Origin of the sequence: Enterobacter sp. WPR_3_1, from assembly GCF_003635055.1 — a bacterium.
GTDB classification, from domain to species: Bacteria; Pseudomonadota; Gammaproteobacteria; order Enterobacterales; family Enterobacteriaceae; genus Enterobacter; species Enterobacter ludwigii.
In genome coordinates this window covers 511,520-530,168 of record NZ_RBXU01000008.1, presented here as the reverse complement: position 1 = coordinate 530,168, position 18,649 = coordinate 511,520, and the positions used below count along the sequence as shown (strand labels likewise).

Here is an 18,649-nt window from a genome sequence, read left to right as displayed (position 1 = left end):
ATTCAGGAACTACATAACAATGAAACGTTCTCATCTTTGGGTTTTAAATCCTTGCTTGCTTGCAATGCTTTCTACCTCTGCGTGGGCGGAAGAACAAAAGGAAGAAAATATTGTTGTCTCCGCCAGCCGCGCGCACCGCAGCGTGGCGGAGATGGCGCAGACTACCTGGGTTATTGAGCGTGCTGAGATTGAACAGCAGGTTCAGGGTGGAAAAGAGATTAAAGAGGTGCTGGCGCAGCTGATCCCGGGCATGGACGTCAGCAGCCAGGGCCGCACCAACTACGGTATGAACCTGCGCGGCCGCTCGATGATGGTGATGGTGGATGGCGTGCGTCTTAACTCCTCCCGCAGCGACAGCCGCCAGCTCGACTCCATCGATCCGTTCAACATTGACCGTATCGAAGTGATCTCCGGCGCCACGTCCCTCTACGGCGGCGGCAGTACCGGCGGTCTGGTGAATATCGTGACCAAAAAAGGCCAGCCTGATACCGAAGTGGAGTTCCAGACCGGAGCAAAGAGTGGCTTTAACAGCCATAACGATCACGATGAGAACGTGTCAGCCGCGGTGAGCGGCGGCAACGACAATGCCTCTGGCCGGTTGTCAGTATCGTATCAGCGCTACGGCGGCTGGTACGACGGCAAAGGCAACGAGGTGATTATTGATAACACCCAGACCGGATTACAATATTCCGACCGTCTGGATGTGATGGGAACAGGCACCCTCAACATCGACGATCACCAGCAGCTGCAGCTTACGACGCAATACTACAAGAGCGAGTCCGACGGGAAGCACGGCCTGTTCCTCGGGGAAAACTTCTCCGCGGTTACGGGTGATGCCAAAGCCTACAATAAAGGCAACCTGAACTCTGACCGCCTGCCGGGCACAGAGCGGCATCTGATTAACCTGCAGTACTCCAACACCGATTTCTGGGGCCAGGATCTGGTCGCACAGATTTACTATCGTGACGAAAGCCTGACCTACTACCCGTTCCCGACACTGACCAAAGGCGTGGTGAGCAGCATCGGTGCGTCGCAGCAGAAAACCGATTTTTACGGCGGCAAGCTGACGCTGAACAGCAAACCGATGGATGATTTAACGCTGACCTGGGGTGTGGATGCTGACCACGAAACCTTCGACGCTAACCAGCAGTTCTTCAACCTGGATAAAGCGGCAGCAAGCGGCGGCATGGATCTGGAGAACGCCTATAACGTGGGCCGTTACCCGGGTTACAGCATTACCAACCTCGCCCCGTTCCTGCAGGCCAGCTACGACATTGATGCCATTACCCTGAGCGGCGGCGTGCGCTATCAGTACACTGAAAACAAGGTGGATGACTTCGTTGGTTATACCCAGCAACAGGCCATCGCTAACGGGAAAGCCACATCGGCTGATGCGGTACCGGGCGGGAAAACCAATTACAACAATTTCCTGTTCAACGCCGGGATCCTTGGCCGTCTGACCGAACAGCAGCAGCTGTGGTTTAACTTCTCCCAGGGCTTCGAAATTCCGGACCTGGCGAAGTACTACGGCTCCGGTACTTACCAGCTTGTCGACGGGCACTATCGCCTGCTGAACAGCGTGAACGTGAACGACTCGACGCTGGACGGCATTAAGGTTAACGCGTATGAGCTGGGCTGGCGCTACACCGGCGATAACCTGCGCACGCAGGTTGCGGCGTACTACTCGCTCTCGGATAAAACCATCACCATCAACAAAACGGACATGACCATCAACCTGGAAGACGACAAACGTCGTATCTACGGGATTGAAGGCCAGGTGGACTATTTCTTCACCGACAGCGACTGGAGCACCGGCGCGAACTTTAACGCCATTAAGTCTGAAACCCGCGAAAACGGTAAATGGGAGAAGCTGACGGTAGACAGCGCCAGCCCATCGAAAGCCAGCGCCTGGGTCAACTGGGCACCGGGCGACTGGACCCTGCGCGTGCAGAGTACGCAGACCTTTGACGTGTCTGATGCCGACGGTAAGAAGATCGATGGCTATAACACGGTCGACTTCCTGGGCAGCTACGACCTGCCGGTGGGTAAAGTGAGCTTCAGCGTGGAAAACGTGCTGGACAAAGACTACACCACCGCCTGGGGTCAGCGTGCGCCGGGGCTGTATAGCCCAACCTACGGTGCACCAGGTCTGTATACTTATAAAGGCCGTGGCCGTACGTTTGGTCTGAACTACTCCGTACTGTTCTAATCCTGCGCGCCGCCTGCGGGCGGCGCAATTTGCTGTGTAATTTCAGCACAAATTTGCTATAAAATCAGCGATTTGCTGAAATTGTCGGCAAACGAACGAAAAGTGCGTTTTCCCCCTTTGACAAGACGAACTGAGGTCGATACTATGCGCCTCGTTCACACGATTCCTCTGTAGTTCAGTCGGTAGAACGGCGGACTGTTAATCCGTATGTCACTGGTTCGAGTCCAGTCAGAGGAGCCAAATTTGAAAAGCCTGCTTTTAAAGCAGGCTTTTTGCCTTTCTGTTAGCCGTTACTTTCCACAGCCCCTGTCACCTGACGCCAGGTCGCCACTTCCTCATCCAGCCACTCACTAAAGAGAGCCACCTCCGGTTTCGCTTCCGTTAACTGCGATGTCACCAGCCAGTAAGGCCAGGGATAAGGTGCAGTGAAAGAGGTAAGCTGGACCAGCTCGCCCCGGGTGATGGCATCCTGTACCAGAGAGCGACGCTCCAGCGCGATACCTTTACCGAGTCTGACAGCCTCAAGGACTAAATTTGAGTCGTTAATGCATAACCCGCCGGGCACAATATCTTTTTCCAGTCCCGCATTGAAACACCAGGTTTTCCACGACTCCATGGAGAATATGATTTTACTCTTCGCCACCTCAGTTGGCGTTACCGGGAGGACGCCGCCGTTATAACCGGGTGCTGCAACCACAATCAGTTCATCTGAAAAAAGATAATGGCAGTCGCTTCCTTCCCAATTACCTTTCCCCATGCGTATCGCCACATCTATCCCTTCCTGCTGCATGCGGGTGATCGTCAGACTGGCTTGGATCCGCAGCGTGATGTGTGGATATTTTTCCCGAAACAGCGCCAGACGCGGCAACAACCAGTGACAACCAAAAGACGGCACCATCGCCAGCGTCAGTTCCAGTATTCTCGGTTTCACCTGCACTAACCGGGTGGCATCTGCGATGTGATTCAGCGCTTCGCGCACCTGTAACGCGTAGAGACGCCCCTCTTCGTTGATCTGCACACCTCGCCCATGACGGATAAACAGCTTCACCCCCACCATTTCCTCCAGCACTTTAATCTGCTGGCTGATGGCGGAATGGGTAACGTGAAGCTCTTTCGCCGCAAGCGTTACGCTGCCAAGGCGAGCCACAGCTTCAAAACTACGCAAACTTGCGATAGGTGGAAAATCCGACATGAAACCACGCCCTCATACACTGAACCTGATAAACGCTAACCGGCCAATCTGTCAGTAATACTCACTCAGGCCGTAAAATACTGATGATATTCGCCATAACGAATTTATTGTAATGTCTGTTTATCATCTTCAATGAAGCGTTATTTCACACAGACAGGAAAACTGGAATCATGATAGAGCTGATTGGCATGATGGATTCTCCTTATGTACGCCGCGTGGCGGTCTCCCTGGAACTTTATGGCGTTGCGTTTGAAAGCCAGCCGTTGTCCGTATTCAGCTCATTTGAGGAATTTTCCCGGATTAACCCTGCGGTAAAAGCGCCAACGCTAGTTCTGGAGAATGGAACACGTCTGATGGACTCGTCTCTCATACTGAATTATTTTGAGGCTCAGGCCGCGCCTGAACGGAGACTCCTGCCCGTGACGCCGGATGCACTGGCGAACGATCTCCAGACGCTGGGCTTTATCCTCGCCGCCGCGGAGAAAGCTGTGCAAAATGTGTACGAACACAACCTGCGCCCGGCGGAGAAACAACATAATCCGTGGATAGAACGTATTACCGTCCAGCTGCTGGCTGCCTGTCGGGAATGGAACGCGCTGCTGGAAGCCCGTCCGGAAAATGCGGTGGCCGATCAGGTTACTGTCACCAGTACGGTTATCTGGACATTTATTCAGTCAATGATCCCTCACGTCGTTAACGCCGGGGATTTTAAAAGAATTCAGGCGGTAGCCGACGTTTTCGAAAACCAGGCGGCATTTAAAAAATACCCTTTTAGTTAACGCTTCGCTCGGCGTGTTATGGGGCTTTTCAGCCCTTTTTTGCCGCACGGGAATATTATCCTCATCTAAAAGAATCATATTTCTTTATTTATTCTTATATGTAACCCAATGGAAAATATGAGAAACATTTCAATATAAAGCAATCTTATGACGTCACAAGGTATCGTTATTCATCAGGATATTATTGAGAACAAGCGGTCAGGAAATTAAACGGTTTCAATAAAAAAGCCTGCTTTAATTGCAGGCTTGTGCTTCTTGTCGACGGCGACGGGTGCTATAAGGGGCTTAAATCTGATAATCAATCGCCACTTCTTCTGGCTCCATCACCTGACGTTTAATCTCATCCACGGACAGCCCGGCGTTGCAGAGTTCGATAAAGCGCCACACATAGTTGCGCTGCAGTTGTCCACGCTTCAGGCCGAGCCATACGGTATTGGCATCAAAGAGATGACGCGTATCCAGCCGTACCAGGTTCTCCGTCTCGCGTTCACCACCGGACTGTTCCGCCACCAGACCAATGCCCAGCCCCAGCTCGACGTAGGTTTTGATTACATCAGAGTCCTGTGCACTCAGCACCACATCCGGCGTTAAGCCTTTGCGGTTAAAGGCTTCATCAATGCGCGAGCGTCCGGTAATACCCTGCCGGTAGGTAATCAGTGGCCATTTCGCGATATCTTCCAGCGTCAGGGGCGTAACCTGATTCAGCGGATGGTCGACGGGAAGTAACAGACTGTGGTACCAGCGAAACCACGGGAAAGCCACCAGCAGCGGATCGTTGCTCAGGCGTTCACTGGCAATGCCGATATCTGCCCCACCGTTTTGCAACAGCACGTCAATTTCCTGCGGTGTGCCCTGGATAAGCTCCAGACGGACGTCAGGGAAAAGTTCACGAAAGGCTTTAATCACCGGCGGCAGGCTGTAACGCGCCTGGGTGTGGGTGGTGGCAATAGTGAGGACGCCCGAGGCGTCATTGGTAAAGAGATCCGCCAGGCGACGTACATTGCTGGCCTCGTTGAGGATCCGCTCAGCGATGGTCAGCAAGGCTTTTCCCGGCTCCGTCATGCCAAGCAGGCGCTTGCCGCGACGGATAAAAATCTCTATCCCCAGTTCTTCTTCCAGCTCGCGGATATGGCGACTGACGCCGGACTGAGAGGTATAAAGCATATTGGCGACCTCGGTCAGGTTGTAGTCCCGCCTGGCCGCCTCACGGATAATTTTAAGTTGCTGGAAATTCACGATTCACTCCGGCGCATCTGACATAACGCTATTGTTAGAGTCAGCTGACCTGCAGAACAAATAATAAAAACCAGCATCTTATGCTTTTATGGAATATCAACTCACCAGCTGCAGCTCACGGTTCTCCAGAGACGGTTTGCTGACCAGCGACATCAGAATCTCTTTTACCGCCTGCGCCTGAGGTGACAGCGATCCGCGCGCGGACATATTCAGCGACAGCGGTAAGCTCATCGAAGGCGTGGTGATGCGCGCCATCCAGCCGTTTGCCGCGCTGCACAGCGAACGTGCTGCGGATTCTGGCAGAACGGTCACACCCATACCGCTGGCTATAGCGGCGGTTAGCGTGGAGATGGAATCAATTTCACCGATAATTTTTGCCGTCAGGCGGCGCAGGGAGAACGCTTCATCCACACGCACGCGCACCGCGCTGTAGTCACGCGGCAGGAAAAGATTCATTTCTGCAACGGCCGTCAGATCGACGCTCTGCCCCGGACAGTCGCGGGTGCCCACAAGGTAGAGATCTTCTTTCAGCAGCGGCTGGCTGGTGATCCCGGCCACCGGTGAGCGATCGTACAGCACCGCCATATCCAGCTGGCCGCTAAGAAGTTTGTCATTCAGCACAGAACCGCTGTTCTCATGCAGGTAAACCAGTACTTCTGGCAGCTCTGCGCGGACGGCCTGCAGCAGCGGCATGGTAATAGAGGACGCGGCCGTTCCCGGAGCCAGCCCAATGGATACGTGGCCGCTCAGCGTCTGGCCCACGTTATTCACCGCCAGCTGCGCCTGTTCGCACTGGCGAAGGATGGTGCGCGCATGGGTATAAAGGATTTTGCCTGCTTCCGTTGGCGTCACGCCACGTTTGGTGCGGATCAACAGCTGCTGATCCATCTCGCCTTCCAGAGTAGCCACCTGCTGGCTCAGCGCAGGCTGCGCGATGTGCAGCACTTCCGCCGCTTGAGTCAGGCTGCCGATATCGACGATTTTTACGAAGTATTTCAGTCGTCTTAAGTTCATTTTGCCCCCTGTTCGAAATGCTGTGCCGGTACTGGCTTTTCATTGTTGATAGGGTTTTGCAATATGAATGCCAGTTTTACGAAGAGGTCTGATTTGTCGCTAAGCGGCTGAAAATAAGGAAAGCTAATCATAAGCAGCGGTTTTATTACTGAAACAGCAGTTTATGATCTGCCCCATTAGGGGTATATGCGCACCATTACGGTGCATTCCGGCGTCAAAAACGCCATTTTGCTGATTTTGTCAGCAAACGATCAAAAGGCGTTGATCCACCCTTTGACAAGGCCGGCTGACGTCGATAATATGCGCCCCGTTCACACGATTCCTCTGTAGTTCAGTCGGTAGAACGGCGGACTGTTAATCCGTATGTCACTGGTTCGAGTCCAGTCAGAGGAGCCAAATTTGAAAAGCCTGCTTTTAGAGCAGGCTTTTTACTTTTCTGCGGCAGGTAAAATTGCCCTCAGTTGCTGAGCTTAACCGGCATCCCTGACCGACGTTCCAGTTCCGCGCCCGCCCCCTCGTTGACAAGCTCGGTTCGCAGCGAGGCAGATATCGGCAAAGGCACTTTCCGGGTCGATTCAAATTCCGCCCGGTTCCGTGATAACGGCTCATGCACCTCTACCCAGCGGCTGCCGTCCGGCTCTGTCGTCACTTTAACGGGCTGATCGATAAGCTGCACACGGGTGCCTACCGGGACGTTATCGAAAAGATATTTAATGTCGTTATTGCGCAGACGAATACACCCCTGGCTCACCCGCAGTCCGATGCCAAAATTGGAGTTTGTCCCGTGAATGGCATACAGCCTGCCAATATAAATCGCATACAGTCCCATTGGGTTATCGGGCCCGGCGGGCACGAATGCAGGCAGCGTTTTCCCCTCTGCCGCATAGGCGCGGCGCGTATTCGGCGTAGGAGACCAGGTGGGGCCTTCCTGCTTACGTTCTACTGCCGTGACCCAGTTTCGCGGGGTTTCGCGCCCGGCCTGACCAATGCCGATGGGTAACACTTCAACGGTATTGCTGCCTGGTGGGTAATAGTAGAGGCGCATTTCTGCCGCATTAACGATAATTCCCTCGCGGACGGTGTCAGGCAAAATCAGCAGCTGGGGTATCACCAGTTGCGTACCGGATTTAGGCAAAAAAGGATCCACGCCCGGGTTCGCTTCCAGCATATTGCTCAGACCCTGCCCGTATTGCGCGGCAAACGCTTCGAGCGGTAGCGTATTGTGATCCGGCACGGTAATGGTTTGCGAAGTGCCCACTAGCCGACTGCCTGTCGGCGGTAAAGGATAACTTACCGCCTGAACGCTCTGGCTGATAAGTAATGCAGCAAGACAACTCAACACATTTATACGACACATATTCCCTTCCTCAGTCGCACCTCGATTTGCTAAGCATAGCGTAGCCGCTTTGTATTACCCATCAGGAAATAAAATCAGTTTGCACACGCGCCCTGGCGCGGTAGTCTCATACGTTCCGTTTATATGACGGTGGCTATGTGAGTGACCTTTTCTTATACCAATAATTAGAAATACGTGCAGACAGGACAACTATGGACTCCACTCTCACCTCCACACATCCCAACGAGGAGACACCTTCGCTCAATCGTGCCCGCCGCGCAGCCCTCGGCAGCTTCGCGGGTGCCGTCGTCGACTGGTATGATTTTCTGCTTTACGGCATTACTGCTGCGCTGGTGTTTAACCGCGAATTCTTCCCCCAGATTAGCCCGGCAATGGGTACGCTCGCCGCGTTTGCTACCTTTGGCGTCGGCTTCTTGTTTCGTCCACTGGGCGGGGTGATCTTTGGCCACTTCGGTGACCGTCTCGGTCGCAAACGCATGCTGATGCTCACCGTCTGGATGATGGGCATCGCCACCGCGCTGATTGGCGTTCTCCCTTCATTTTCCGCCATTGGCTGGTGGGCGCCGGTGCTGCTGGTTACGCTGCGCGCCATTCAGGGCTTCGCGGTAGGCGGCGAATGGGGTGGCGCGGCGCTGTTATCCGTTGAGAGTGCCCCGAAGAACAAGAAAGCGTTTTACAGCAGCGGCGTGCAGGTGGGCTATGGCGTAGGTCTGCTGCTCTCCACCGGGCTGGTGTCGCTGATGAGCCACTTCACCACCGATGAACAATTCCTGAGTTGGGGCTGGCGCATTCCGTTTATCTTCAGCATCGTGCTGGTTGTCGCTGCCCTGTGGATCCGCAACGGCATGGAAGAATCTGCTGAGTTCGAACAACAGCGGCAAGAACCGCCCGTTGCCAGAAAACGGCTGCCGGTGATGGAAGCGCTTGTCCGGCATCCTGGCGCTTTTCTGAAAATTATCGCCCTGCGCCTGTGCGAACTGCTGACGATGTATATCGTGACCGCATTTGCCCTCAATTATTCAACGCAAAATCTCGGTCTGCCCCGCGAGCTGTTCCTGAACATTGGCCTGCTGGTCGGCGGGATCAGCTGCCTGACTATCCCCAGCTTCGCCTGGCTGGCGGACAGGTTTGGTCGCCGTCGCGTCTATATCACCGGGGCGCTGATTGGCACCCTCAGCGCCTGGCCGTTCTTCATGGCGCTGGAGGCACAGTCGATCTTCTGGATTGTCTTCTTTGCCATCATGCTCGCTAACATCGCCCACGATATGGTGGTCTGCGTGCAGCAGCCCATGTTTACCGAACTGTTCGGGGCGAGCTATCGCTACAGCGGCGCGGGCGTAGGCTATCAGGTGGCAAGCGTGGTCGGCGGCGGGTTTACGCCATTTATTGCCGCCGCGCTGGTGACCTTCTCCGGCGGCAACTGGCATAGTGTGGCACTTTATCTGCTGGCCGGTTGCCTGCTGTCAGCGGCGACGGCGCTCTTGATGAAAGAGACGAGCCACACCTGATCTCACTTTTGTTTCACAGGCGTGTGACATACTATCGGGTAGAGTCGCACACCTGTGGAACAAGGAGACAGAGATGAATAATAAGGGCTCCAGCCTGACCCCGGCTCAGGCACTGGAAAAACTCGATGCACTGTATGAACAGTCCGTCAACGCGCTGCGCAGCGCCATCAGTGAGTATATCGAAACAGGGAAACTCCCCGACGAAAAGGCCAGAAGTAAGGGCCTTTTTGTTTATCCATCGCTTTCCGTCACCTGGGACGGCAGCGCGACTAACACGCCGAAAACGCGCGCCTACGCACGCTTTACCCACTCCGGCTGCTACAGCACCACCGTCACCCGCCCTGCACTGTTCCGCCCTTATCTTGAAGAGCAACTCACGCTGTTGTATCAGGATTACGGCGCGCACATTGCCGTTGAACCTTCACAGCATGAGATCCCGTATCCGTATGTGATTGACGGTTCGGCATTAACCCTTGACCGCTCAATGAGCGCGGGGCTGACGCGCCATTTCCCGACCACCGAGCTGTCGCAGATTGGCGATGAGACGGCGGATGGTATCTACCACCCGGCAGAATTTTCACCGCTGTCGCACTTTGATGCCCGCCGCGTGGATTTCTCTCTGGCGCGCCTGCGTCACTACACCGGGACGCCCGTCGACCATTTCCAGCCCTTTGTACTGTTTACCAACTACACCCGCTATGTCGACGAGTTTGTCCGTTGGGGCTGTAGCCAGATCCTCGACCCGGATAGCCCTTACATCGCGCTGTCCTGCGCTGGCGGGATCTGGATCACCGCGGAAACCGAGGCACCCGAGCAGGCCATCTCCGACCTGGCGTGGAAAAAACACCAGATGCCTGCCTGGCACCTGATCACCGCTGACGGCCAGGGGATCACCTTAATTAACATCGGGGTTGGTCCGTCAAATGCCAAAACCATCTGCGACCATCTGGCGGTATTGCGCCCGGACGTGTGGCTGATGATTGGACACTGCGGCGGCCTGCGTGAAAGCCAGCTGATTGGCGACTACGTGCTGGCCCACGCCTATCTGCGTGATGACCATGTGCTTGACGCTGTGCTTCCACCGGATATTCCTATCCCGAGCATCGCCGAAGTGCAACGTGCGCTGTATGACGCCACCAAAGAGGTGAGCGGTATGCCGGGTGAAGAGGTTAAACAGCGTCTGCGTACCGGTACGGTAGTGACGACGGATGACCGCAACTGGGAACTGCGTTACTCCGCCTCCGCGCTGCGTTTCAACCTCAGCCGTGCCGTCGCGATTGATATGGAAAGCGCCACCATCGCCGCACAGGGATATCGCTTCCGTGTCCCTTACGGCACGCTGCTGTGCGTTTCCGACAAACCGCTGCATGGCGAAATTAAGCTTCCGGGTCAGGCCAACCGTTTCTATGAAGGGGCAATCTCCGAACATCTGCAAATCGGCATTCGCGCCATTGATTTGCTGCGTGCGGAAGGTGACAGGCTGCATTCCCGTAAATTACGTACCTTCAACGAGCCGCCATTCCGCTAACCAGAACAAGGAATCACCATGCACACCCCATCACGCTTATCGGCCCTGCGCCGGTGGCTACAGGAAAACAATCTTGATGGCATGATCGTGCCGCGCGCGGATGCCTGGCAGAGTGAGTATTGCGCGCCGTACGATGAAAAGCTGGCCTGGCTGACGGGCTTTGATGGCTCCGCAGGTCTGGCGCTGATTCTGAAAAACACAGCCCTGCTGTTTGTCGATGGCCGCTATCAGGTTCAGGCTCGCCTTCAGGTCAATATGGATGAAATTGAAATCCACCATCTGCACAATGAACCGCTGGCCGAATGGCTCACAGCCAACGCCGGGGCCGGCATGCGTATTGGGTTTGAAGCACTGCTGATGACCAATACGGAGTTCGGGCAACTGTCTGCAACACCCTGTGAACTGGTTCCGCTCAGTCAGTCGCCGTTTGATACCTTATGGCACGATCGCCCTGCCGCGCCGGCGGGACGTATTCGAGAAATGCCGGTGGAGGTCAGTGGCGAAAGCAGCCTCGCCAAACGCCAGCGCGTTGCCGCCGTGCTGGCCGCACACGATGCCGATTATCTGGCCGTGACTCTGCCGGATAACATCGCCTGGCTGTTGAACGTGCGTGGCGCCGACATCCCATCCAGTCCTGTTCCCCTCTCCTTTGCCCTTCTTGACCGTGACGGTAGCGTGGAGTGGTTTGTTAACGACAATAAGCTCAGCGAGCTACCCGAGAGCGTGAGAAACGCGTTCAGGATTGCGCCACAGGATGCCTTTATCGAACGCTGCCAGCGCCTGTCACAAGGTAAGCGGGTGATGGTTGATGCCGATTCCGCACCGGTCGCCCTGCGCTTTGCCATTGAGCCAGAGGGCGAAATAGCCTGGCGAACCGATCCCATCACTCTGATGAAAGCCACTAAAAACCCGGTCGAACTTGCCGGGTACCGCGAGTGTCATCACCAGGACGGTGCTGCCTGGGTGAATTTCCTGGCCTGGCTAAGCCGTGAAGTCCCCCTGCGTGAGGCGGCAGGAAAACCGCTGACGGAGCTGGAAGCGCAGGCGCAGCAGCTTGCGTTCCGTAAACAGCAGCCTGGATTTATTGAGCAAAGTTTTGCCACCATCTCCGCCTCCTCCAGTAATGCGGCGATGTGCCACTATCACTCAAGCGAAGCCAGCAATAAGCCCATCGGTCATCATCATTTTTACCTTAATGATTCCGGCGGTCAGTACCATAACGGCACCACTGACGCCACGCGTACGCTGGCATGGGGTAGCGTGCCGCCACAGCAGAAGTTGCACTACACCGCCGTACTGAGAGGGTTCCTGTCGTTGATAACCTTACAGTTTCCCTCCGGCAGCCAGGGCCATCAGCTTGATGCCTTCGCGCGTCGCCCGCTGTGGGAAATGGGGCTGGATTACGATCACGGGACAGGGCATGGCGTAGGACATCAGTTGCTTATCCATGAGAACCCGCATCGTCTCGCCAAAAAAGTTAACCCGTGGCCCCTGGTGGCCGGCACCATCATGACTATCGAGCCTGGATATTATCTGGCGGACAGCCATGGGATCCGCATTGAAAACCAGGTGGAGATAGTCGAAAGCCGTCCGGGATTCTGCACGTTTTCCTCACTGACGCTGATCCCGATCGACCTGAGCCAGGTCGAGTTACAGCTGTTGAACGAACAGGAAAAACAGTGGCTGGATGAGTATCATCAGCAGGTGCGTGAGGCCCTGTTACCGTTGGTCGATAGCGACGCGCGGCAATGGTTGCTTGAGGCGACGAAGCCGGTTGGGGTTAACCACTAGAAATATCAGGTGGGTGCCGGGCGGCGGTTTCGCCTGACCCGGCAGTAAGCCCGTCGCATCGGACCTTTTCAGAACGCAGAAAAGCAAAAAGCCTGCTATAAAAGCAGGCTTTTTAAATTTGGCTCCTCTGACTGGACTCGAACCAGTGACATACGGATTAACAGTCCGCCGTTCTACCGACTGAACTACAGAGGAATCGTGTGAACGGGGCGCATATTATCGATGCTCCCCGATGATGTCAAAGGCAGAATGCATATTTCTGACTGTTTGCCGAATTATTCTCCACTTCGTGCATTTGTCAGGCATTCTGTTGATTCTGTGGTCGTTGGTTCCTGTTTTATTCGCGGGTATTTCCAGAGCCAGCGCCCACTGACCATACGCCAGTAGAACAACGCCCCACGCACCGCCCAGTCAAGGAACATCCCCAGCCAGACGCCGACTACCCCCATGCCAAGCATGACCCCGAGCGTGTAACCCACCACCACACGGCAACCCCACATGCCGAGCATCGACACCCACATCGCGAAGCGTGCATCGCGTGCCCCTTTCAGCCCGGCAGGCAGAACCCATGAAGCCGCCCAGATGGGCATAAAGGCCGCGTTCAGCCAGATCAGGATCTTAACGACCTCTTTGACATCATCTTCGTGGGTATAAAAAGAGGCCATAAGCCCGGCAAAGGGGGCGCTTCCCCAGGCGATCAGCGTCAGGCCAATGGTTGACAGCCAGAAGACGTGCCGCAACTGCCGTTCCGCCTGCCCTATCTGCCCTTTTCCCAGCCGTTTACCGGTGATGATGGTCGACGCCGAACCGAGGGCGTTGCCCGGCAGGTTTATCAGGGAGGCGATGGAGAAGGCGATAAAGTTACCGGCGATAACGTCAGTCCCCATCCCGGCGACAAACATTTGCGTCAGCAGCTTGCCCCCGTTAAACAACACGGATTCAATACTGGCGGGAATACCAATTCCCATCACTTCCCAGATAATGGCGAAGTTAAAGGGGCGGAAATAGCTCTTCAGCGTAAGGCGCAGTGACGGCGTGATCCCCGCCATCAGCACCCCGAGAATGGCGGCCGCACCGATATAACGTGAAATCGTTAACCCCAGCCCGGCACCCACGAACCCGAGCCCGTCCCAGGAAAACACGCCGTAGATCAGCACGCTGCTGATAATGATATTCAGGATGTTCATCCCGCCATTTATCAGCAACGGAATTTTGGTGTTGCCCGCCCCGCGCAGCGCGCCGCTGCCAATCAGCGCGATGGCTGCAGCCGGATAACTCAGGACCGTCATTTCCAGGTAGGTCAGCGCGAGGTCTTTAACTTCATTTGTGGCCTCACCGGCGACAAAATCGATAATTTCCCTGCCGAAATAGTGGATCACCGCCGCCAGCACGATCGAGAAAATGGTCATGATCATCAGCGACTGTCGGGCAGCCTCGCGCGCACGTTTAGGATCGAGCTTGCCGAGGCTAAAGGCGACGACAACCGTCGTCCCGAGGTCAATGGCAGCAAAGAACGAAATAACCACCATGTTAAAGCTGTCCGCCAGCCCGACACCGGCCATCGCCTCTTTACCCAGCCAGCTGACCAGAAAGGTACTCAGCACCCCCATCAACAGAACGCAGGTGTTTTCCAGGAAAATAGGCACGGCAAGGGGGGTGATTTCACGCCAGAACAGAACACGATAGCTTTTACGCTTTGCATACCATGGCGTGCGCATAATCGCCTGGCGTAGGGGGGCAGTGACGTTCAAAATGGACCTTAACGAGAAAGTTGAAACTCCATTTCAAATGATGGGGGAGAAATGCTAAACCTGCAAAGTATTTTCCATAAAAAGATGTGTGGATTTACAACAAACTGTCGACAGAATCATCAATCGATCGCTAATCGCTAAGATCAGGTTTGACAAAACTTTTTTCGCCGCTAAGATAAGCCTCCACAACGATTCCTCTGTAGTTCAGTCGGTAGAACGGCGGACTGTTAATCCGTATGTCACTGGTTCGAGTCCAGTCAGAGGAGCCAAATTTAAAAAGCCTGCTTTTATAGCAGGCTTTTTGCTTTGCTGGTGAGGGAAAATGAACGCTCTGTTTGTCTACGGCACGCTACGCCCGGGTCACGCGAATGCACATATTCTTGAAAACATCGGTGGCGAATGGCAGGCCGGTTTTGTCACCGGGACGTTTTACGAACGTGGCTGGGGCGCGGCGGCAGATTTTCCGGGGATAGTGCTGCACCCGGACGGCCCACGCGTGGAGGGCTTTCTGTTTATCTCTGATAGGCTGAGTGCACACTGGCCAATGCTGGACGAATTTGAAGACGGCTACGATCGGGTTGAGGTCAATGTGACCACGCCGGATGGAAAACAGGTCAACGCCTGGATTTATCAGCTACAGCCGCGTACTGCGTAATAAAAAAGGCTCTCTGTCACCAGAGAGCCTTTTTTGTATTCATCGGCGATTACTCGCTTTTGGCTTCACCGTTTTTGATTTCGCCCATTACTTTCAGTTTCTTGGAGATATCACGGCGTTCTTTAGACAGCTCAGCGTTTTTGATGATGTAGTCATCAACGCGGTCTTCATAGTCGCTCTTCATGCTGGCGATGATGCCCTGAATAGCCTCAACGCTCATGCCTGGCTTGATGTAGTCGCTCAGGTTATCGAGCAGCAGGACACGTTTCTGGTTGTCACGGATCTTCTTCTCAACGTCCTGGATTTCACGCTGCAGTTTGTTTTTGCGGCGGAACAGGCGGACGAATTCCAGAACATCCTGGAACGAAGGCTTGGTAGTTTCCATTTTTACACCCCTGATAATGTGAGATTCGGATTCGTTAAAGCAACCGTTGTAACAATAACCTTACTGACAGCGGCTGCGAATGACAATGAGTATATCGTTTAAAGCTATCATAACCCCAATTGATGCTGAATCGAAGCAGCAGGCGTCACATATGGAGATAGCTGCTCTTTATTTGCGCAGCGCCCGGCAAATGAGATGCGACAGTAGCTCCAGCTGCCGCGCCAGCTCCATGCTCAGCCAGACATAACCATGAATAGGCGTTTCCGCGACGTTATCGCTCTGACGCTCATTCATTAACTGCTTCAGCTCCGCAACGATCTCATTCAGACGTTCACTGTTCGCCAGGATGGGCTGCGGGTTACCTTCATAAAGCGCGTGGGCGATGGTGAGCAGCGTTTGCTGCGTCATCTGCTGCGTCTCTTTTAAGGTATGGGCGTTGAGCATTAAAAGGTGGCTGGGACGAGAAGCCCAGTGCGCGTTGATTTGCAGCTCAAGCATGCATACCAGATTGCGGCTAACCGTCTGAATGGCTTCAAAAATGGATTTCTGGATATGGGTTTCTTTGCTGGCCGGAGTAATCAGCCCGCGCATCCTGACCACATCGTTGAGGATCGTTTGCAGGTGTTTTTCCAGCCGGGGGCGCTCAACCAGGTTAGGGGAAAATCCGGCCTGATAGACGCGGTTGAACGCGGTGACATAGTTAGCCATCTGAATACGCCAGTGCAGAAAAGCACGCTGTGGCCAGATGCCGGTAAAAAGCATAGCCAGCAGTGAACCGAGGATCACGTCCCCGCTTCGCCACAGGGCGGTCGTCATATCTCCTGCCGGTGCACCGACCACCACCGACAGCGTGATACCAATCAGCAGCGCCTGATAGGGCCTTTTGCCTAAAGCCAGCCAGCCGCAAAGGAACATCGCGGCACCGCACCAGATCAACATAACCGGAAACGAGATAAGCTCAAGCTTCAGCGCGATAAGCCCCAGGGCAGAGCCTAAAACGGTACCGCCAATGCGCTCGAAGGCGCGTGGAACAACGTTCCCCCAGAACGAAATAGGCCCCATCACGACCACCAGCGTGATAAGCGGCCATGTTCCCTCAGGAACATCCAGCAAACGAACCAGCACAAACGTCAACACAAAGGCCAGCGCGATACGGCACCCATGTACCACGCGGTAGTGTTTGTACAGACGAATTTCAAAAGGGGTTAATGATTTGTCGGGACGCACACCCGCTCTCCAGCTACAGGGCAAATCACAATTGTACTGTGTTTTCAGCCGGGCGGATCACACCCGGCTGAAAAACCCTGTAATAACCAGGCTTAACCGGCTTTGTGCTCTACACCAATATACATTTCGATGTCCCAGTAACCGTCCGCGTTACCATCATTAAGGTAGCGCTCGAAGCAGGGTTTAGGGGCCATCTGGTAGCTGTTGTCCTGCAAGAGGGAATTAAAGAACTGGTTCCATGGGGTCGCGAAGTCATGGTTTTCAACGCGCGCCGTCGCCACCGCATACTCTCCAACGGCGATTTCCGTCATCATGACGCCTTCGCTGTTTTCAGGAATGACAAAATCGTCCGGTACCGTTACGGCCGTGTCACAGCGCAATTTTTCTGCCGGGACCTCGTCCGGATTATCGTAGTAAACCGCAACCCACTCCAGCGGCTGAATGTGACGTCCATCCACCCACATGACTAACTGTTCGAAGCCCTGTTTTACCGTTTTGTCCCACGGCCCGACCAGATGAAAGCCGGCGATTTTACGTTTCTGTTGCTGCTTGATGCTGTAGTCCATGCTGCCTCCTTTTATTACTGTATATTTATACACTATAAAGCAGGTTTTAACTGTTCAGCAAACGAGGAGTGTTTATTATGTGAGCAGACTCGCAACCGCGCCAGTCCGCTCATGTGCTTTAACGCAGGCCGTTACAGCGTGTGATGCAGATAATCGCTCAGACGGGAGAAGAGACCGCCTTTATTTACCGCTTCGAGCGTCACCAGAGGCCAGTGCGCCACGACTTTGTCACGGTCGTAAAGCTGGATCTCCCCTACCCGCTGATGAGCCGCAATCGGCGCTTCCAGCTCTTTTTTATCCAGCACGTACTTGGCTTTGATGTTAGGAACTTCTGTTTTAGGCAAGGCCAGCCAGAAATCCTGGTCGGTGCCCAGCTCCACCTGCTCTTTATCGCCGTACCAGATACGCTCTGTTCCCACTTTTTTGCCGTTATGCAGGATCTGCACCGTATCAAAGTTCTGCTGCCCCCAGTGCAGCAGCTTCCGGGCCTGTTCCTCACGCCCTTTCGGGCTGTCAGCGCCCATCACCACCGCGATTAAACGACGCTGACCGTCAACCGCTGACGCAATCAGGTTAAAGCCCGCTCCCGACGTGTGCCCCGTTTTCAGGCCATCAACGTTCATGGTTTTATCCCACAGCAGGCCGTTACGGTTTTGCTGGGTGATCCCATTCCAGGTAAGGCTCTTTTCGCTGTACATGTGGTAGAACTCTGGCTCGCCGTGAATGATAGCCCGGGAGAGCACGGCCAGGTCATAGGCAGAGCTGTGCTGGCCCGGCGCGTCCAGACCGTGGACGGTTTCAAAGTGGGTATCGCGCAGGTTCAGCTTTTGTACATAGTCGTTCATCATCTTCACAAACTGCGGCTGACCACCCGCTACGTGATCCGCCAGCGCCACGCAGGCGTCGTTACCGGAATCCACAATCAGTCCACGGCTCAGGTCACGCACCGAGACGCGATCGCCCTCTTTCAGGAACATCAGCGACGACCCTTCAAACACCGGGTTCCCTTTTGCCCACGCGTCGCGGCCAACGGTAACGATGTCATCCGGGGTAATGCGGTGGCTGTCGATGGCCCGATCGACAACGTAGCCCGTCATCAGCTTGGTCAGGCTCGCCGGATTACGTTGTTGATGTTCGTTGCCCGCCGTTAAGATCTGACCAGTCGTGTAATCCATTAGCACCCAGGAGCCCGCCTGAATGGCCGGAGGCTGCGGCGAAAAATCCAGCGGATCGGCCGCGAAGGCAGAAGAGACACTCGAAGCGAGTAAAGAAACAGCAATAAACAGACGGCGTTTCAACGGTATATCCTCAGGTCATTAAAAATCGATGACCTTTTTACGGGAGTTCTGTTGTCGTTACCTGGCTTAATTGCAAAAAAATGTGACAGAAAGCAGATTTTACGCTGAAGCGGCCTCGCAAATTTGCACGGTGATGGCGCTTTTTATTCGGAC

15 protein-coding genes and 4 tRNA genes are annotated in these 18,649 nt (G+C 54.6%); 9 read left to right on the top strand and 10 right to left on the bottom strand.

The window, feature by feature from the left end:
• Positions 1 to 19: 19 nt before the first annotated feature.
• Positions 20 to 2,209, top strand: a complete 2,190-nt coding sequence (locus tag BJ887_RS04230; RefSeq protein WP_014170770.1) for a TonB-dependent siderophore receptor — start codon at positions 20 to 22, stop codon at positions 2,207 to 2,209.
• A gap of 164 nt (positions 2,210 to 2,373) precedes the next feature.
• Positions 2,374 to 2,449: transfer RNA gene (locus BJ887_RS04225), tRNA-Asn, on the top strand.
• A gap of 43 nt (positions 2,450 to 2,492) precedes the next feature.
• On the opposite strand, the gene BJ887_RS04220 is transcribed toward BJ887_RS04225, so the two are convergent.
• Complete coding sequence (locus BJ887_RS04220) at positions 2,493 to 3,401, bottom strand: LysR substrate-binding domain-containing protein (RefSeq protein WP_121339350.1); 909 nt, start codon at positions 3,399 to 3,401, stop codon at positions 2,493 to 2,495.
• 170 nt (positions 3,402 to 3,571) lie between these two features.
• Here BJ887_RS04220 and BJ887_RS04215 point away from each other — a divergent pair, with 170 nt between their 5' ends.
• Entirely contained in the window at positions 3,572 to 4,180 is a 609-nt protein-coding gene (locus BJ887_RS04215) for a glutathione S-transferase family protein (protein WP_121339348.1), read from the top strand.
• 285 nt (positions 4,181 to 4,465) lie between these two features.
• Here the strand turns inward: BJ887_RS04215 and cbl are convergent, their stop codons facing one another.
• Positions 4,466 to 5,416, bottom strand: a complete 951-nt coding sequence (gene cbl / locus BJ887_RS04210; RefSeq protein WP_025203722.1) for an HTH-type transcriptional regulator Cbl — start codon at positions 5,414 to 5,416, stop codon at positions 4,466 to 4,468.
• Between the two features lie 96 nt (positions 5,417 to 5,512).
• Complete coding sequence (gene nac / locus BJ887_RS04205; RefSeq protein WP_014170773.1) at positions 5,513 to 6,430, bottom strand: nitrogen assimilation transcriptional regulator NAC; 918 nt, start codon at positions 6,428 to 6,430, stop codon at positions 5,513 to 5,515.
• A gap of 320 nt (positions 6,431 to 6,750) precedes the next feature.
• On the opposite strand from nac, the gene BJ887_RS04200 reads away from it, so the two are divergent.
• Positions 6,751 to 6,826, top strand: a tRNA-Asn gene (locus BJ887_RS04200).
• Positions 6,827 to 6,887: 61 nt separating this feature from the next.
• Here the strand turns inward: BJ887_RS04200 and ldtA are convergent.
• On the bottom strand, positions 6,888 to 7,787 hold the full coding sequence (gene ldtA / locus BJ887_RS04195) for a L,D-transpeptidase (protein ID WP_121339346.1): 900 nt from the start codon (positions 7,785 to 7,787) through the stop codon (positions 6,888 to 6,890).
• Between the two features lie 191 nt (positions 7,788 to 7,978).
• Between ldtA and shiA the strand changes: the two genes are divergently transcribed.
• From shiA to BJ887_RS04180, 3 genes are all read left to right on the top strand, one after another.
• On the top strand, positions 7,979 to 9,295 hold the full coding sequence (gene shiA / locus BJ887_RS04190; RefSeq protein WP_121339344.1) for a shikimate transporter: 1,317 nt from the start codon (positions 7,979 to 7,981) through the stop codon (positions 9,293 to 9,295).
• 73 nt (positions 9,296 to 9,368) lie between these two features.
• Positions 9,369 to 10,823, top strand: coding sequence for an AMP nucleosidase (locus tag BJ887_RS04185; RefSeq protein WP_014170778.1), 1,455 nt, complete (start codon positions 9,369 to 9,371; stop codon positions 10,821 to 10,823).
• An 18-nt stretch (positions 10,824 to 10,841) separates the two neighbouring features.
• Positions 10,842 to 12,614 carry an aminopeptidase P family protein gene (locus BJ887_RS04180; protein WP_121339342.1) on the top strand — a complete coding sequence of 591 codons (1,773 nt, stop codon included), beginning with the start codon at positions 10,842 to 10,844 and terminating at the stop codon, positions 12,612 to 12,614.
• 119 nt (positions 12,615 to 12,733) lie between these two features.
• On the opposite strand, the gene BJ887_RS04175 is transcribed toward BJ887_RS04180, so the two are convergent.
• A tRNA-Asn gene (locus tag BJ887_RS04175) sits at positions 12,734 to 12,809 on the bottom strand.
• Between the two features lie 80 nt (positions 12,810 to 12,889).
• Complete coding sequence (gene emmdR, locus BJ887_RS04170; RefSeq protein WP_071605454.1) at positions 12,890 to 14,365, bottom strand: multidrug efflux MATE transporter EmmdR; 1,476 nt, start codon at positions 14,363 to 14,365, stop codon at positions 12,890 to 12,892.
• A 193-nt stretch (positions 14,366 to 14,558) separates the two neighbouring features.
• On the opposite strand from emmdR, the gene BJ887_RS04165 reads away from it, so the two are divergent.
• Positions 14,559 to 14,634, top strand: a tRNA-Asn gene (locus tag BJ887_RS04165).
• A 53-nt stretch (positions 14,635 to 14,687) separates the two neighbouring features.
• Positions 14,688 to 15,020 (top strand): gamma-glutamylcyclotransferase family protein, encoded by a 333-nt coding sequence (locus BJ887_RS04160; RefSeq protein ID WP_121339340.1) that lies wholly within the window; start codon positions 14,688 to 14,690, stop codon positions 15,018 to 15,020.
• 49 nt (positions 15,021 to 15,069) lie between these two features.
• Here BJ887_RS04160 and BJ887_RS04155 read toward each other — a convergent pair whose 3' ends face one another.
• From BJ887_RS04155 to dacD, 4 genes are all read right to left on the bottom strand, one after another.
• Positions 15,070 to 15,405: a DUF496 family protein gene (locus tag BJ887_RS04155; RefSeq protein WP_008499467.1), complete on the bottom strand. Its 336-nt coding sequence runs from the start codon at positions 15,403 to 15,405 to the stop codon at positions 15,070 to 15,072.
• Positions 15,406 to 15,573: 168 nt separating this feature from the next.
• Positions 15,574 to 16,632, bottom strand: coding sequence for an FUSC family protein (locus BJ887_RS04150; RefSeq protein WP_020883296.1), 1,059 nt, complete (start codon positions 16,630 to 16,632; stop codon positions 15,574 to 15,576).
• 92 nt (positions 16,633 to 16,724) lie between these two features.
• Positions 16,725 to 17,198 carry a DNA gyrase inhibitor SbmC gene (sbmC, locus tag BJ887_RS04145; RefSeq protein ID WP_121339338.1) on the bottom strand — a complete coding sequence of 158 codons (474 nt, stop codon included), beginning with the start codon at positions 17,196 to 17,198 and terminating at the stop codon, positions 16,725 to 16,727.
• Between the two features lie 131 nt (positions 17,199 to 17,329).
• A complete protein-coding gene (gene dacD / locus BJ887_RS04140; protein ID WP_014170783.1) occupies positions 17,330 to 18,496 on the bottom strand; it encodes a serine-type D-Ala-D-Ala carboxypeptidase DacD in 1,167 nt (388 codons plus the stop codon).
• Positions 18,497 to 18,649: the final 153 nt, after the last annotated feature.